The sequence below is a fragment of the Planococcus kocurii genome, assembly GCF_001465835.2.
Classification (GTDB): Bacteria; Bacillota; Bacilli; order Bacillales_A; family Planococcaceae; genus Planococcus; species Planococcus kocurii.
Genome location: NZ_CP013661.2, coordinates 2,022,682 through 2,038,758 on the forward strand (window position 1 = coordinate 2,022,682; position 16,077 = coordinate 2,038,758).

15 protein-coding genes are annotated in these 16,077 nt (G+C 40.0%); 10 read left to right on the forward strand and 5 right to left on the reverse strand.

Going from position 1 to position 16,077, the window contains the following annotated elements; all coding sequences use genetic code 11:
* Positions 1–31: 31 nt before the first annotated feature.
* Entirely contained in the window at positions 32–967 is a 936-nt protein-coding gene (locus tag AUO94_RS10005) for a DNA/RNA non-specific endonuclease (protein WP_058384075.1), read from the reverse strand.
* A 347-nt stretch (positions 968–1,314) separates the two neighbouring features.
* Here AUO94_RS10005 and AUO94_RS10010 point away from each other — a divergent pair, with 347 nt between their 5' ends.
* The 4 genes from AUO94_RS10010 (at position 1,315) to AUO94_RS10025 (ending at position 7,044) form a co-directional block, all read left to right on the forward strand.
* Positions 1,315–1,641, forward strand: coding sequence for a nucleoside triphosphate pyrophosphohydrolase (locus AUO94_RS10010; RefSeq protein WP_058384076.1), 327 nt, complete (start codon positions 1,315–1,317; stop codon positions 1,639–1,641).
* Complete coding sequence (locus AUO94_RS10015; RefSeq protein ID WP_058384077.1) at positions 1,634–4,063, forward strand: DEAD/DEAH box helicase family protein; 2,430 nt, start codon at positions 1,634–1,636, stop codon at positions 4,061–4,063. The genes AUO94_RS10010 and AUO94_RS10015 overlap by 8 nt, the downstream gene beginning before the upstream one ends.
* A 379-nt stretch (positions 4,064–4,442) precedes the next feature.
* Entirely contained in the window at positions 4,443–5,393 is a 951-nt protein-coding gene (locus AUO94_RS10020; RefSeq protein ID WP_058384078.1) for a ribose-phosphate diphosphokinase, read from the forward strand.
* 148 nt (positions 5,394–5,541) lie between these two features.
* Positions 5,542–7,044 (forward strand): BCCT family transporter, encoded by a 1,503-nt coding sequence (locus AUO94_RS10025; RefSeq protein ID WP_058384079.1) that lies wholly within the window; start codon positions 5,542–5,544, stop codon positions 7,042–7,044.
* Positions 7,045–7,126: 82 nt separating this feature from the next.
* Here AUO94_RS10025 and AUO94_RS10030 read toward each other — a convergent pair whose 3' ends face one another.
* Together AUO94_RS10030 and AUO94_RS10035 are read right to left on the reverse strand one after the other, a co-directional pair.
* Positions 7,127–7,450, reverse strand: a complete 324-nt coding sequence (locus AUO94_RS10030) for a hypothetical protein (RefSeq protein ID WP_058384080.1) — start codon at positions 7,448–7,450, stop codon at positions 7,127–7,129.
* A 25-nt stretch (positions 7,451–7,475) separates the two neighbouring features.
* Positions 7,476–8,660, reverse strand: coding sequence for a MalY/PatB family protein (locus tag AUO94_RS10035; protein WP_058384081.1), 1,185 nt, complete (start codon positions 8,658–8,660; stop codon positions 7,476–7,478).
* 237 nt (positions 8,661–8,897) lie between these two features.
* Between AUO94_RS10035 and AUO94_RS10040 the strand changes: the two genes are divergently transcribed.
* Positions 8,898–9,095: a DUF6366 family protein gene (locus AUO94_RS10040; protein ID WP_058384082.1), complete on the forward strand. Its 198-nt coding sequence runs from the start codon at positions 8,898–8,900 to the stop codon at positions 9,093–9,095.
* 13 nt (positions 9,096–9,108) lie between these two features.
* Positions 9,109–9,516, forward strand: a complete 408-nt coding sequence (locus tag AUO94_RS10045; RefSeq protein WP_058384083.1) for a DUF4181 domain-containing protein — start codon at positions 9,109–9,111, stop codon at positions 9,514–9,516.
* Positions 9,517–9,568: 52 nt separating this feature from the next.
* Here the strand turns inward: AUO94_RS10045 and AUO94_RS10050 are convergent, their stop codons facing one another.
* Positions 9,569–10,975 carry a DHA2 family efflux MFS transporter permease subunit gene (locus tag AUO94_RS10050; RefSeq protein WP_058384084.1) on the reverse strand — a complete coding sequence of 469 codons (1,407 nt, stop codon included), beginning with the start codon at positions 10,973–10,975 and terminating at the stop codon, positions 9,569–9,571.
* A gap of 684 nt (positions 10,976–11,659) precedes the next feature.
* Between AUO94_RS10050 and AUO94_RS10055 the strand changes: the two genes are divergently transcribed.
* Entirely contained in the window at positions 11,660–12,592 is a 933-nt protein-coding gene (locus tag AUO94_RS10055; protein WP_058384085.1) for an MFS transporter, read from the forward strand.
* Complete coding sequence (locus tag AUO94_RS10060) at positions 12,592–12,852, forward strand: hypothetical protein (protein WP_058384086.1); 261 nt, start codon at positions 12,592–12,594, stop codon at positions 12,850–12,852. The genes AUO94_RS10055 and AUO94_RS10060 overlap by 1 nt, the downstream gene beginning before the upstream one ends.
* 8 nt (positions 12,853–12,860) lie before the next feature.
* On the opposite strand, the gene AUO94_RS10065 is transcribed toward AUO94_RS10060, so the two are convergent.
* Entirely contained in the window at positions 12,861–13,412 is a 552-nt protein-coding gene (locus AUO94_RS10065) for a helix-turn-helix domain-containing protein (protein ID WP_058384087.1), read from the reverse strand.
* A gap of 994 nt (positions 13,413–14,406) precedes the next feature.
* On the opposite strand from AUO94_RS10065, the gene AUO94_RS10075 reads away from it, so the two are divergent.
* A complete protein-coding gene (locus AUO94_RS10075) occupies positions 14,407–15,249 on the forward strand; it encodes a MurR/RpiR family transcriptional regulator (RefSeq protein ID WP_058384089.1) in 843 nt (280 codons plus the stop codon).
* 19 nt (positions 15,250–15,268) lie between these two features.
* Positions 15,269–15,958, forward strand: coding sequence for an N-acetylmannosamine-6-phosphate 2-epimerase (locus AUO94_RS10080; RefSeq protein ID WP_058384090.1), 690 nt, complete (start codon positions 15,269–15,271; stop codon positions 15,956–15,958).
* Positions 15,959–16,077 lie beyond the last annotated feature (119 nt).

A 16,077-nucleotide genomic window follows, 5' to 3' on the forward strand; every position in this document is an offset into this window, starting at 1 on the left:
ACAAGGGACAATTTTCACGTGAGCTAGAAAATCACTCACCTACCATCCCGTCGTTATCGTTATCACGCATATGTGGGTACAACCAATGATCGCTCATAATTGGCATACTAAATCCGGCTGCTTCGGCTTCTTTGATCGTCACTTGTCCGTTGCCATTGGTATCCACGTTAGAAACATCCTCAATTGTAGTAGCGCTGCTTGCACTAGCTGAATCTGTCGGCTCGCTATCTGTTAACCCGAGTGATGCGTTTACTTCATCAGGGTTCACATTATCAAACGTATCAACAATTTCGTTGCCCATTAATGTGTAGGTGTATTGATAACTCGATGGGATCTGAGTTTCTGTATCTGTATAGGTAATAATGGCTTCAAAATCTGTAGCACCACCGGCATCGCGGATGGCATCTTCCATATACGCTTGATCCCCATGGCGGTTGAGCGTACTTTCTTGCGGCGTAATATTATAAGCATTCGAAACCCCGCCAAGTGAATCGGCAAGGACATGCCCTTCATCTAATAGATCACTTTCCACACCCGGCACCTTTGCCTCGTCCGAATAGTACCTGCCAGTCGATAAGACAGGTTCGGTATCGTCATCCTGCAAAACGATTTCGTCCGCAACAACCCGTTCCAATTGTCCGTATTCGTTTGTAAATGCCCAATAGTCACGATCGCCAAAGCCAATGTTCACGGCGACATTAGGTTCACGAGAGCCCGACAAATCCCCGCCATCGACTTCGATTAGGTCGTATCCTGCTAAAAGGTCATCACTTGTTTTTGTTGGTGTTTTTTCAACAGCTTGCTCTTCAACAGCTGGTGTGACAGGTTCTTCTTTTTCGCGATTATCATTTGCTTCATCTGCAGGTACTTCCTGTGCCTCTGTGTTTGTAATGGCTGTTTCTTCTACATCGGTACAGCCGACTAGAAAGACAGATAGCAAAAGGATCATTAAGTGGTTCCATTTCATTTTAAAAACTCCTCTAATTGTTTCATGCTAATCAAAAATCTCATGATTTAACAGTGATTAATATTTTTTCCTAATATTAGTATATTATAAAAGCAACTTTATTACAGGAATACTTTCGGAAAGAGCAACTTGAATCGAGTTGTATAATAACAAAAATACACTGGATTTAGAGTTATAGTAAATTGGAAACAAGGGGTTGCGTGGTATGTTTTTCTTTGGAGGTTCAGTAGCAAGACTTCGATGGGAAACTTAAATAACAAGTACAAGTACTGTGATTTTTAGAGCAGAGAAACACGAAGTATATGTTAAAATAATGTAAATAAATACTATTGAAAAGGAGACCATCCATGCCAATTTACAACAAACTAGTACGCGACGGGATACCCGAAGTGATCACTAAAACAGGTAAACAATTTTCAACACGTATTTTACTGAAAGAAGAGTACGAAGTAGAAGTAAAAAAGAAACTCAGCGAAGAACTTGATGAATATAATGAAGCGAATACGAACGAAGAAGCTATTGAAGAGCTGGCTGACATCCTCGAACTACTCCACGCAGCAATAAAGGTTCAAGGTTCTTCTTTTGACGAATTAGAAAAAGTGCGCAAGGCGAAAGCTGAGAAACGTGGCGGTTTTGAAAAGCGGATCTTTTTAATCGAGGTAGAAGATGACTAAGCTGGAACTGGTTACTTCTCAGCTTGTTTCACATTTAGAGAGATTATCAAATGAAGCAGTTGAAATTCAGTGGATTACAGCTTTCGCTATGAAGTCAGGCGTGAAAAAAATCATTCCTTTCTTGCAGCAAGCTGCAAAAAGAGGCGTACCGATTAAACTACTGGTAGGCGATTATTTATTTGTCACACAGCCAGATGCACTGCAATTACTGCTTGAAGAGTTGTCTTCTGCTGAAATTCGAATTTGGAAGAGTGGTGGAACTTCTTTTCATCCCAAATCTTATTTGTTTCGAGGAACAGAAACGTCCCATTTAGTAATAGGATCTTCTAATTTATCAGCTACTGCTTTAACCAATGGAGTTGAATGGAATTTAATTGCGCCAACGTCTGTTGATGCAGAAGTTTTTGAGGAAGCGACAACTCAATTTTTGAAATATTTTTATGCCGAGCAAACGGTGTCTTTAAACAAAGAGACGCTGGCAGAGTATCGGTTCTTACATACAGCAGCAAATACAAAACGACCCATCAGTCCGGTGTGGTCAGAAGCAGAAGAAGTTGAAATGACAGTCGGTCCGATTCTCCCACAACAACCCGAAGTGGCGGAAACTCAAGAAGCTTACGGTGCATCCGTTTCTCCAAGACCTGCACAACAAGAAGCGCTCGACGCTTTGGATAATGTGCTAGCCGAAGATTACAACCGGGCAATGGTCGTATTAGCAACCGGATTAGGTAAAACGTATTTGGCCGCTTTTTTTGCGGATCAATTTAAACGGGTGTTGTTTGTTGCTCACCGAGAAGAAATTCTGATGCAAGCCCAGCAATCCTTCAAGCATGTTCATCCCGATAGGACGAACGCGTTTTATAATGCTTTAGAGAAAAAAACGGACGCAGATTTTATTTTTGCTTCTATTTATACATTAGGAAGTCAGTATCATTTAGATCGGTTTGAAAAGGATACGTTTGATTTAGTTGTCATCGATGAATTTCATCATGCAGCGGCACCAACTTACGAACGATTACTAAATCACTTCGAACCTAAATTCTTGCTAGGCATTACCGCAACACCTGATCGTATGGACAATAAAGATGTCTATGCCTTATGCGATGGAAACGTCGCGATATCGATTCATTTTTTAGATGCTATTGAGCGCAATTGGCTTTCTCCGTTCCGCTATTATGGAGTGTATGATGCTAGCGATTACTCAGCTATTCCATGGAGAGGAACGCGCTACGATGAACAGGAATTGCTTCAGTTACAGTTACGTGATAGTTTTGCGCAAAAGATCTACGAAAAATGGAATCGTCACAAACAGACGAGAACCATTGTCTTTTGCTCTTCTGTTAAACAAGCTGTCTATATGAATGACTTCTTCCAACGAAAAAGTGTGCGTTCTATCGCACTTCACGGAGAGTCTCATCCAAAAGAGCGAAAAACAGCCCGTTCCAAATTAGAAACGGGAGAACTTGAAGTTGTTTTCACGGTAGACCTATTTAATGAAGGAGTCGATATTCCAAAAGTAGATACACTGTTGTTTATTCGACCGACAGAATCACTAGCTGTTTATACGCAGCAAATTGGGCGAGGTCTGCGAATTGCAGAAGGAAAGTCACATTGTGTCATTATTGATTTTATCGGCAATTATCGGAATGCGGATTTGAAATTGGCTATTTTTGATCCAAAAGACAATATGACAAAAAATAACCCTATTGCGCCACTTGTACCTACTTTGTGTGAGTTCAACTTGGACTTGCAAGTAATCAACTTGCTTGAAGAAATGCGCAGAAAAAGAGCGCCTCGTAAAGACTTGTTAGTTACGGCTTACCATGAGTTGAAAAAAGAAGCAGGAAGACGTCCCACTTATCTTGAATTTCATCTTCATGCAAACACGGACTCCAAAATAGTCAAGCAAGAGTTTGGTAGTTATTTCGGAATGCTTGCTTATGCCAATGAATTAACGACTGAAGAACAACAAGTATGGCTGGCATACAAGAGTTGGTTTTTAGAAGTTGAACAAACAGCAATGACCAAAAGCTATAAGCTGGTCGTTTTAAGTTATATGCTGTCAAAAGGCACAGAAAGCTGGCTAGACTCAACAACTCCAAAAGAAGTAGCACCTTTTTTTCACAGCTATTTAACGGAAAGGGACTACCGTATGAATATCGACTGGAGCGGTGCACAAGGAAAAAGATTACGTATATATGACGAGAAGAAAACGGCTGATTTGATTTCGCAGATGCCAATGACGAAATGGAGCGAAAGTGATAAAAATGACGTGGTTTCTTTTGAAAATGGTGTTTTTAAATTCAAGTTGCATCCATCTAATGCCGAAAGAGAGCCTTTGTACAACTGGACTCAAGAAATAACGGCGTACAGACTGCATGCTTATTTTGAACGAAAATCAATACTTTCAGCAAAAAACTAATTCCATCTATTTGAGGATTGGCACTACTTAGATGGAATGATCGGTCAGGTTGCAGTGAATGTGTGAATAAGTTTCTGAAAGTCTCATTTCACCTCATCAACTGCTCGACTCCTGCAGAAAGTAAGTGCTGGAACGAAAAGCAATTAAGAACGCAGCTCTCTCTCTATATTCGTTCCCAGAAAAAACAAAGTAAAAAATACTTGATTAAAAATAAGAAAGCGTTCGCCTGATGCGATTTCTCCACATTTTATCTATGGCTATTACCCTACGAACAGGTTATTATAAAACCAACTGCTGCAAGTCAAATGCCAGTAGATTGACCTGCATAAGAGCTAGTCATCCATCAAATTTATAAAAAAATTACTAAGGGGGCTATCAAGTGGCTTATCAACTAGGAACAAACTTTAAGCTGTTTACATTGAATTCGAATCCAGAATTGACCCAAGAAATTGCGGATTTACTTGGCTGTGAGATGGGTAAAAGCGCGATTACCCATTTTAGCGATGGGGAAGTTCAAATTCATATTCAAGAAAGCGTCCGAGGTGCAGATGTTTACGTCGTACAGTCGACATCTCAACCGGGTAGCGAACACGTTATGGAACTGTTGATCATGATTGATGCCTTAAAACGAGCATCTGTAAAAACCATTAATGTGGTCATTCCGTATTACGGCTATGCCCGTCAAGACCGTAAAGCCAGTTCGCGTGAGCCGATTACGGCGAAACTTGTTGCGAATATGCTGGAAAAAGCAGGCGCAACGCACGTCATCACTATGGATTTGCATGCGCCTCAAATTCAAGGATTTTTCAACATCCCAGTAGATCAATTGTTAGGTGGCAAAATCTTAGAAAAGCATTTTTTGGACAAAGGATTAACAGATGCCATAGTCGTCGCTCCCGACAACGGAGGACTTGGACGTGCGCGTAAATTGGCAAGTCATTTAGACGTGCCAATCGGCTTTATCGACAAACGTCGGATGCACCCAGATGAGCCCGAAACGGTGAACATTGTCGGAGACATTAAAGGCAAAAACGTCATCATCATTGTCGACATTATCGATACGGCTACGACGATTTCCTTAGCTGCTAATGTGCTTGTGGAAAACGGGGCAAAAGCGATTTATGCTTGCTGTACGCACGCTGTGTTATCTGGCCAAGCCGTTCAACGAATCCAGGACTCAGCGATTACAGAGCTTGTCGTGACGAATACGATTTACTTGCCTGAAGAAAAACGTACTTCGAAGATCAACATTCTGTCAGTCGCTCCTTTATTAGCAGAAGCGATTGAGCACGTTCACAACGAAAAACCCGTAACGCCTTTGTTTGAATAAAGACAAGAAAAGGCTCCAGTAAAACACCGCAGAATTAATTTTCTGCGGTGTTTTTGTTAGAGAAACTGAATTTTGCCTAATTTGACGCAATTCTCCTGATACGTTATCTTTAAAAATGCGTAAACAATAAAACGAAAAGGAGAACGATATGAAAAAAGTCACAAAAGTATTTTACATTACCATCTCACTTGTCGTGATTGCTGTGCTGATTGCTGCATTAATGCCAGTTGCGTATGAACAAGCGACAAACTCGATTACTTCCGTACTGAGTACTGTATTCGGCTGGTATTATATGCTGATCATGACCGTCATCTTATTTGTTGTTGGATTCCTCATTATTAGCCCCTACGGCAATATCCGCTTAGGTAAACCTAATGACCGTCCTGAATTCGCTCGAGCCACTTGGGTAGCGATGCTTTTTTCGGCAGGATTAGGAATTGGCCTCGTCTTTTACGGCTCTTATGAACCGCTGTCTCATTACGCCATTCAACCCGCAACGGCAGATCCTGAAACAGAAGCTGCTTTTAAAGAATCCATGCAACGAACTTTTTTCCATTACGGCTTTAATGCCTGGGCTATGTATGGAATCGTCGCGTTGGCCCTTGCTTTTTTCCAATTCCGCAAAGGTGAACGGGGCTTGATTTCGAGCACCTTGAAACCACTATTCGGTAAGAAAATGGAAGGTGGTTGGGGAACGCTCATTGACGTGATTGCGATTTTCGCAACCGTGTTTGGCGTAGCCAGCTCACTTGGGTTTGGTGCCGTCCAGATTAACGGGGGACTCACGTATTTGTTCGGTCTTCCCAATAACAACTGGAGTCAACTGATTATTATTGCGATTATTACCGTGTTGTTTATTATTTCGGCATGGTCTGGACTCTCAAAAGGGATTAAGTACTTGTCCAATATCAATATGGTGTTAGCACTCGTCTTGCTTTTACTCGTCGTCGTTTTGGGACCGACCTTACTCATTTTTAATGTCTTTACGCAATCCTTTGGTGCCTATATCCAAAATCTAATTCCACTCAGCACCAATACAGAAGCCTTTAATAGCGGCAATCGAGAATGGCTAGACGCTTGGTCGATCTTTTACTGGGCATGGTGGATTTCTTGGTCACCATTCGTAAGTATGTTTATCGCCCGTGTTTCTAGAGGCAGAACAATCCGCGAATTTTTAATCTTTGTGGTACTTCTGCCGACGGTATTGTGTGCGATTTGGTTTTCTACGTTTGGTGCAACAGCAATCGACATCCAGCAAAAAGGCGTTGTTGATTTGACGACCAGCGCTGTAGAAACAACGTTATTCACGATGTTCAATGAAATGCCATTTGGTTTTGGTTTGTCCATCATCGCCATTATGTTGCTGTTGACGTTCTTTATCTCGTCTGCTGACTCTGCGACATTCGTTCTTGGCATGCAGTCGACAGGTGGCTCGTTGACGCCTGACAATAGCGTTAAAATTGTATGGGGTGTTCTGCAATCAGCTATCGCGGCAATTCTTTTGTCGGCTGGTGGACTAGCAGCCATTCAAAATACGATTATCATTGCCGCTTTGCCATTTTCTCTGGTCATGGTGCTTATGGTATTCGCACTGTTAAAAGCATTAAAAGCAGAGTTAAAGGTAATCGAAAGCAAAAAGAAAACAGTTTAATCGGGAGTAGAAATAATCACACAAAAAGCCTCCAAGTATTCCTTTAGTGGAATGCTTGGAGGCTTTTTGTGTGATTTTGTATTCATTGCTTTAAAACAGCGTTAAAAATTTCTCCGCCGTCATCAATATCGGTGAGGATGAGTCGATCTGTATTTTTGATGAAGATCGATTTGTATTGTTCGACACCTTCTTTGTCACTAAGGAGCAGAATTCGTTTTTCTTGATTGTCCGAAACCGTCTCGAATTTATAGTCCCCGTCTTCGATTTCTTCTATGATTGTCGGATATTCAGGCAATGAAGCCCATTCTTCGTGACCGGCGATTACCGTTTCGTTTGGAGGTGCGGTGTCACTACAAGCGGCGAGGAATAAAGCAACAATGAACACCATGATCATTTTCTTGGTCATCTTAGTTTCAGTCTCCTTTGAAAAATCAGTTAGGATTCTTGTTTGTTAAGGCTAAGGCGATTCGGTCTATTCCGTCAGCTAAGGTTGCACGAGGACAAGCTGCGTTTAATCGTAAATACCCCAGTCCAGCAGATCCGTACTTGCTTCCAGGTTCTAGTGCAACTTTTCCAGTAAACAATAGTTTTTTCATGACTTCGTCTTCTGTTAAGTCGAGTCTACTGTAATCGAGCCACAACAAATAAGTCGATTGTGGCTTCATAACGCGCAGTCCAGGAACTTTTTTCTGCAATTCACTGCTGGCGAAATCGATATTGTCAGAAATCGTCGTCAGCATGTCCTCAAGCCAAGACTCGCTTTCATTATATGCTGAAGTCAAAGCTGCAGGTGCAAACGCGTTGAGCATGCCAGAACCATGAGCCAGTGCATGTTTTTCAAGCTTGTCGCGTTTTTCTTTGTCTGTGGCAACAATCATGGCCACTTGAATACCAGCCAAATTAAATGTTTTCGTAGGAGCCATGCAGGTAAAGACTCTATCGCTTTCAGCGCCAGCAATTTTTGCGAGCGGCGTGTGACGATGAGGTTTAATCATTAAATCGCCATGAATTTCATCTGAAATAATAAGAACGTCGTGTTTGCTACACAATCGGACGATTTCAGTTAACTCTTCAGGTGTCCATACGCGGCCGCCGGGGTTGTGCGGATTACAAAAAATGAAAAGAGACGCATCTCGCAGTTTTTCTTCAAAATCGTTAAAATCTATGACGTATTGGCCATCTTGAACAACTAGTGGTGAATAGATTACTTCTCGATCTTGATGTTCAGCCAACTCGAAAAAGGGAGGATAGACCGGTGTAGTGACGACTATTTTATCGTGTTTTTCTGTGAAAGTCTCAATGATTGAAGCGATGGCTGGAATAATCCCTTGATGGAAAAGCAGCCAATCTGATTCGATTTTCCAATCGTTTCGTTTTTTCTGCCAATCAATCACAGCTGTTCGGCATTCTTCACACATAAACGAATAGCCAAAGATCGAATGTTCTACTCGGTCGTGTAAGGCTTTTAAGACAGCAGGTGGTGCAGGAAAATCCATATCGGCAATCCACATAGGCAAAATGTCTGAGCTGTCTTCTATACCGTATCTTGTTTCCATTGTGTCCCATTTAACGGAACGGGTATTTTTTCGGTCGTGTATATGTTGGAAAAAAGTCATTTTCGTATCTCCCTTATCAAATAATTTTAGAAATTCATTCGCTTTAATCGTAAAGCAATAAACAAAATTGTCATAGTAGATAATGAGAGCATAGCCCGTTCAAGCCAATCTTTCAAGGTCCTTTTGTGCGAATATAGCTTTGAGATGCGCATTTAGAGTCTTCGTCGACAAGGAAAGACCAAAATGCGAAACTATGACATAATCGAATGATTAGAAAACTTAGGAGGGGAAATCCATATGGCGAAAAAAAAGACACCTCAGCAAATGAGAGAAAGTTTAAAGCGAGACGAATTGAAAAACAATCCGGGTGGAACTTTGCGAGATGGCTTCGACAACGGAGCAGGCGCAGCGGGTGATATGGGTTGGAAAGGAATGGCTTTGTTAATCTTAGTATTAGTAATAGGCTACATCATTTATCAGTTGTTTTTTAGTTGAAAGGGGAATTCAGATGAATGTGCTAGCGCTCGGTTTGTTTTTGGCAGTTTTGTTCGGCGTAATTTGGTTGGTGAAATGGATGTTGAGAAAAGTATTTGCTATTAAGAAAGAAAAAGTTGATTGGCTTTCTTATAATCATATAAACAAGCTACATAAAAAAATAGACTGGGGAATCCGAATCGCAACGATGGTTGGAATGATCTTCACGATCTATTTCGTGTTGTATAAACAATACCCAATCGCTCTTTACCTTGTTGTTTGGGGTGCATTCACCATTATTGATTACTCTGTCAGGGCTTTTTTTGAATGGAAATACACCGATAATCCAAAACAATGGATATTGACCATGAGTGAAATCGTCATTTTGGTTATTGCGGCAATTGTTGCGACGATTCAATTCGATTTGCTTACGATTGGTTGATCCATAACCATAAAAACACACCAAGCTTTCAACGGCTTGGTGTGTTTTTATGTTAATTTACAGCTTTGTTGTTGCGAATAAACAGAGAACCGATTAATCCAACGATGGCTGCTACCAATACCGCATAAAACGCGAAATTTGTCCCAAACGCTAAAAATTCTGCAGGATTGAGCGCACCAAACTCTGCAATGTAATTTTTTTGGCCGGCTGTAAACAAGGTAATAGCAATCGCTGTCCCAGCAGCACCTGCAACTTGAGTCAATGTATTCATAGCGGCTGAGCCATCTGCATACAAATTTGGTGGCAACTGATTCATCGCATGGGTTTGTGCGGGCATGATGGCCATGGAAATCCCTAAGTACAGGACACAAAGCGCTGCGATGATTTGCCATACCGGCGTCGTAGCTGACAGAATAACGATAAACGCAATGGCCGCTACTGTCATAAAGGCAAATCCAACACGTGTGTAGAGGCGTGCACCCACACGGTCAAAGCTAGAGCCGACGATAGGCGCCATGAGGATGTTTAATAGGTTAGCAGGTAACATCAACAGACCAGCAGCAATCGATGAGTAAGCGAGTACACTCTTCAAATAGATCGGAATTAAAATCGATACCGAGAGAATAACAAAAAGAGTAGCAACCATAAGCAAGGTTCCTAATGAGAACATCGAGTAGTTAAAGACACGCAAATCGATCATTGGCTGCGACATCTTCAGCTGGCGAAGGATAAACAGCAACAAGGCAATAAATCCTGCAGTTAATGGGCCAAAGACGAGCGGCGCGGTAAGAGACGTTTCTGCTAATGCCGCCAGTGAATAAATAATTCCTCCAAACGCGATGGTGGATAATACCAACGAAGCCACATCAATTTTAGGTTTGGAAATCGTTGAAACATTTTCAATCGTTAATGCACCCAGTAGTAAAAACCCGTTTAACGCGATCATTACCCAGAAAATATAATGCCAGCTGCTGACCTGGATGATTAATCCGCTTAGTGTAGGTCCAAGAGCCGGACCACTCGTTAGCACTAGCCCGACAATGCCCATTACCGATCCTCGTTTTTGAATTGGAAAGATCATTAACACCACACTGAACATCAACGGTAAAAAAATTCCGGTTCCGATGGCTTGGATCAACCGACCAGCTAACAGGATTGAAAAACTCGGTGCCACAGCAGCGAGCGTCGCACCGAGTGAAGAAATAACCAGTGCTGAAACGATCAACTGGCGTGTAGTAAACCAACGAACCAAATACGCAGACAACGGCACTAAGACGGCTAATACCAACAAATAACCGGTCGTCAACCACTGTGCGGTACTCGCGCTAATCGAAAAATCCTCCATAATATTAGTCAACGCCATATTCAATGCAGTTTCGCCGAATAACCCGATAAAGGATCCGAGCATTAAAATAGCGGCAATCAATTTCGGTCTTTTTACGTGTACATGAGATTCCATAACGCAACTTCTCTCTATCTGTAATTTTGACTTGTCAATTTTCTTGACGTTCCGAGCTTTTCAATAAAATCAATAAGTCCATTTGCAACTATAGCAAAAAATCCTTAGAAAACTCAATATAATTTGACTGGATGAAAAGCATATCATCCACAGTTTGGCCATATTTGATGGAAAGAAAATGCAGTGAACTGAATATAAAAGAATATCTTCACCAATGATTAAAATGATAGCGCTACCTTTTTACATGTATAGAAATCCTACTGTCTGAGAATTTTTGGAATAGCCAGTCGTAGCAAGGGAACAAGCTGTTTTTAAAGGTGTGCTACCACTTTCCCAAAAATCTCAATAGTTTTAGCGCCAACAATAAAAAAAATGAAAGTAATTATTCACCGGTGCTATTAATTTTTAGAACGGGCGCATAAAAGCATCATCGATTTGCAAGCTGTTGGTTGCATATCCAAAAAATTAATCATAGATGACTAACAACAGAAAGGATTGAAGTAACATTAACATAGACAACGGGTGAATATAGGACCTTTCGTAGTAGAATCTCTATGTATTTTCTAACGGAGCAGCGATCCAGGAACAATAGACGACTATAAGCTTATTTAAAATCCGTTGACAAAATAATATTTATCGTTAAAATATATTTTAACGATAAATATTATTTGTGGAGGTGATGAGTTGTTAAAAGATAAAAATATCCGAAATCTTTTTTGGGGAAGGCTGGTTTCTACATCCGGTGACAGTCTATATGAAATTGCCGTAATTTGGTACGTGTTTGAACTGAGTCAAAATGCTTTTTATACAGGTTTGGCAGTAGCTATTGTCATGATCCCCAACTGCTTTAATTTTCTCTTAGGCCCATTGATTGAAAAAACGAACAAAGCGAAAGTATTGATTTATGCACAGTTTTTTCAATTTTTTTTAATGCTGTTGATTCCTATAGGAATCGGATACGGATACGAATCAGTTTTTCTTGTTCTCGGAATTATGTTTTGCATTTCATTTCTTGAAAATTTTCAAGGAACTGCTGAAATTTCGGTGGTACCTAGAATCGTTGTGAAAGAAGAGAGAGGAAAGTTTAACTCGTTAATTAGCAGCTCACAACAACTGGTGGATATCTCGATGAAAGCTGTTTTTGCTGGGTTTATTTTGACCATTGGCGTACAAAATATTTACTTGTTTAATGCCTTAACCTTTTTAGTAGCAGCCATATTTTTTAGTATGCTAAAGATAAAGTCGACAACAGGAGAGGCAAAACAAACAACAGGAAATTGGGAACAGTATCAATCCAGTTTGAAAACTGGATTTGCGTATTTTTTCAAATCAAAAATTGTCTTTATTTGCTTGCCGTTTTTAATCGCTAACTTTTCTTTTGGTATGGCTGAAGCTATTCTTCCAGTCTACGCCAGTGAAAGAGGAGGAGCTGAACAATACGGCATCGTCATTATCGCCATCACACTCGGCAATTTGGCAGGATCTTTACTAGTAGTGAAAGTAATGAGATATCCGTTAGGGATTTTGATGATTGTTTTGCCACTTCTGTCATTTTTATTGTGGTCTTCATCCATTTTGGTGAGTCACAACGGAATCTCCACCTTCCTTTTGGAATGATGAGCATTCTATTAATCACGTTTTTGCAGACATCGATTGAAGAGCATTTACTAGCAAGAGTGTCGTCGATTATCGATAGTATGTTAGTATCTGCCATGCCGCTCGGTGCCTTGCTTGGCGGAATTTTATCGCCTGTCATTGGTGTTGGGAACATGATGCTAGTGAGTTCAACAGGTTTACTGGCCATTGTTTTTTACTTTTTGTTCAATAAAAACATTCGCTCCTTGCCGAAAATTGAAGACATTCAATTACAAGAATAAAAAAGCCATTAAGCTTTTTTAGGCTTACTGGCTTTTGCGTCTGTTTCATAAGTTAGGATAGAAAACGTATAGTTTGTCTTGTCATCTGTAGAAGAGCGCTTACTGATCAATTTTTCGATTTCCTCATTGATCTTCAGCCATTCGGAATGTGTGAGAGAAACTGTCGCTTCTCGGTACATGGCACGCGTTTCACCTGTGTCTTCTAAATCAGCCTTCAGCAAATTCGCGCCTTTGTTGAAGGTTAGAAACATATGAGATAGTAGCGCCGCCGAATTTGTGCGAGCTAGTTCTCCTTCAATGCTCATAAATTCTTCGTTAGTAGCGAACAATTGACGAGAAGAGTAATATTTTTCGATTAAGTTACCAACTTGTTTTTCTTCACTCACTTGAATAAGTCCTGTATCCAAAAGCTTTTGGATCGGGTAATACAGCCTCGAAGGCTTGTCATCCAATTCACTAGCAATTTCTTTCACAGTTTTGTCTACAGCTTGAATCGAGTACAAAATCGCCTCTATTTTAGGGTCAGCAATCAATTTCATCAAATCAAAATTACTCGTCATGAGTCCACTCCTTTATCTTTCGTATAAATTAATTTTAACGGATTAATTCTTTTTAACAATGGCTGATGAAGATAAAGTGAGGCTTACGACTATTTTTATATCTACAGAGAGAAACTCGCTCTATGAAACTTACATCAATCCCAACCGTATTACCTAAAAAGGAGTGATCTTTAAGCATATGAAAATTTTCAGGCTAGCATTACTAATAATAGGAATGGCTTCAGCAATCGTCTGTATGGGAATTGGTATTTTTATATTCATTCACCCAGCTACTGAAAGAGTTCAGTTTTTAACACAACTATCCTATGTTTTAATAGTGATCACTCTCCTAAGTGGAGTAATGATTAATAAATTAAGAAGATCAAAAAGTACCCAATCATAAAGAAAGCAGCATATCTAAAATATTACTCACAGAGGCAAATCTATGGTTCGACGAAAAATCAATATGCTTAGTATGCAAAAGAGAAAGAGAAGGCGGGGAAATCGTACATATTAAAATGTGTTATCCAAAAAGAAGAAGGATGACTGAAATCAAGGTCTACTTAAAAAATGAAGCCTATTCTACGTGTGAATCTTGTTTCGGAAACCAGAAGAAATCAGTCTACAGTAGCTATCCATTATTATTTCTAAAAGCAGCAAGGGCGTTTTCCTTGCTGCTTTTTCTTACCTAAAAACTTGTGCCAGGATATGCAAGACCGATTAGTATCCTGATAACTCGAAAGTGAGTGGCAAACGAACCATTAGAATAGTTTATGTAGCTGATTCTTTAAGGTGATTTGCTGACAACTAACTATCAAATTTTAAAAAATATTGACAGAAAACTCTCATAAAAGTATACTTACAATAACTTAGTGAAGGTTCTTTGTCAAAAATAAATAAATAATGAAAGTCAGCTTTCATTATTTGTAAGCACTTTCATTAAAGAATTGAAACATTTTTAGAATTTATCGGGCTGCAAAAAATATGAATTTCGATAAGTGAGGTGAGTTGCTAAATGAAAACACAAACAAAGTTGGTCGGTCTTAAACCGACGCTATTAATGGCACAAATGAAAGCAGACTTCACAAAATCAGATATAAAAATTTACGAATACATTTTGGCGAACAAAGAGAAAGTTCTTTATCACTCTTTAACAGAAATGGCAGAAGCGTGTGTTGTGGCAGAAGCTACATTATTGCGGTTCTTTAGAAAATTAGACTACAAGGGCTTCCAAGACTTCAAGTTTATGCTTGCTCAAGAACTTTCATTAACCACAATCGATGCGGTAGAAAACACCTATGTTGATAAAGTGAAAAATAATGTGATTCAAGTAATTACAGATACTGCTGCAGTGGTAGAAGAAGATTTGCTAGACCAAGCCATCATTAAAATAGCAGCTTCTGAAGATCTTGTGATTTTTGGTATTGGTTCATCAGGAATTGCAGCACTAGACATGCAAAATAGGTTGATGCGTATCGGAAAAAATTCAAGTATCATCACCGATTCGCATTTCCAAATGATGCGGGCAGCTTCTATGACGGAAAAAACGGTCGTTATTGCGGTTAGTTTGACAGGCAGTACAAAAGACATTGTAGACGCCGTAAGTGCTTCGAAATCGAACGGAGCAACAGTTATTGCTTTGACGAGCTATACAAAATCCCCTTTAACAAAATTCGCTGATTTAGTCTTACTATCTTCTTCAAAAGAAAGCCCATTAGACAGTGGATCGCTCATTTCAAAAATATCGCAGTTATTTTTAATTGATCTTATTTGCACAGGATTAGCGTTGAAAAATGAACAAGAAGCAAAAGTAATACAACTAAAAATTTCGGAAAACACAGCAAATAAACTTTATTAAACATTAAGGAGTAGTCATTATGGATAAACAATTATTGTTAGCAAAACTAAAGGGTGGTCTAATTGTCTCTTGTCAAGCATTAGAAGACGAACCGCTACACAGCTCTTATATCATGTCTAGACTAGCAGCGGCAGCTCAAGAAGGTGGAGCAGTAGGCATTAGAGCTAATGGTTACGAAGATATCAGTGCCATTAAAAAATCAGTCAATTTGCCAGTTATCGGCATTGTTAAGCGAGATTACGATGACAGCAAAGTATTCATCACAGCAACGTTAAAAGAAGTCGAAGAAGTGGTGAAATCAGGAGCAGAAATCATTGCTCTTGATGCAACAGATCAGTTGCGGCCAAACGGACAGCGACTGGATGAATTTTATGTAGAGGTTCGTCAAATTTTTCCAGATGTTGTGTTAATGGCAGACATTTCAACGTTCGAAGAAGGTGTAAAAGCAAGTAAGCTGGGCTTTGACTTAGTGGCAACTACATTATCGGGATACACGGATTACACAAAAGACCACGTGCTACCGAATACCGACCTGATCAAATCTCTTGCTGAAGCAATAGATACACCGGTAATGGCAGAAGGAGGATACTGGAAGCCGGAAGAATTAGAAAGAGCGATGGCTTATGGAGCTCATGCGTGTATCGTAGGATCTGCTATTACGCGGCCAAGAGAAATCACCAAACGTTTTGTTGCAAGTTTGAATAAATAAAACGTAAAAGTATAGTGCGCGATTAGATGTACTATTTCTTTTAGTAGTTGTTCTTTGGTTGATGGTGTGATGGGAAAAGTTGAGGTTGTCAAAAAGAGTAGCATAGAATATTTTAGCTT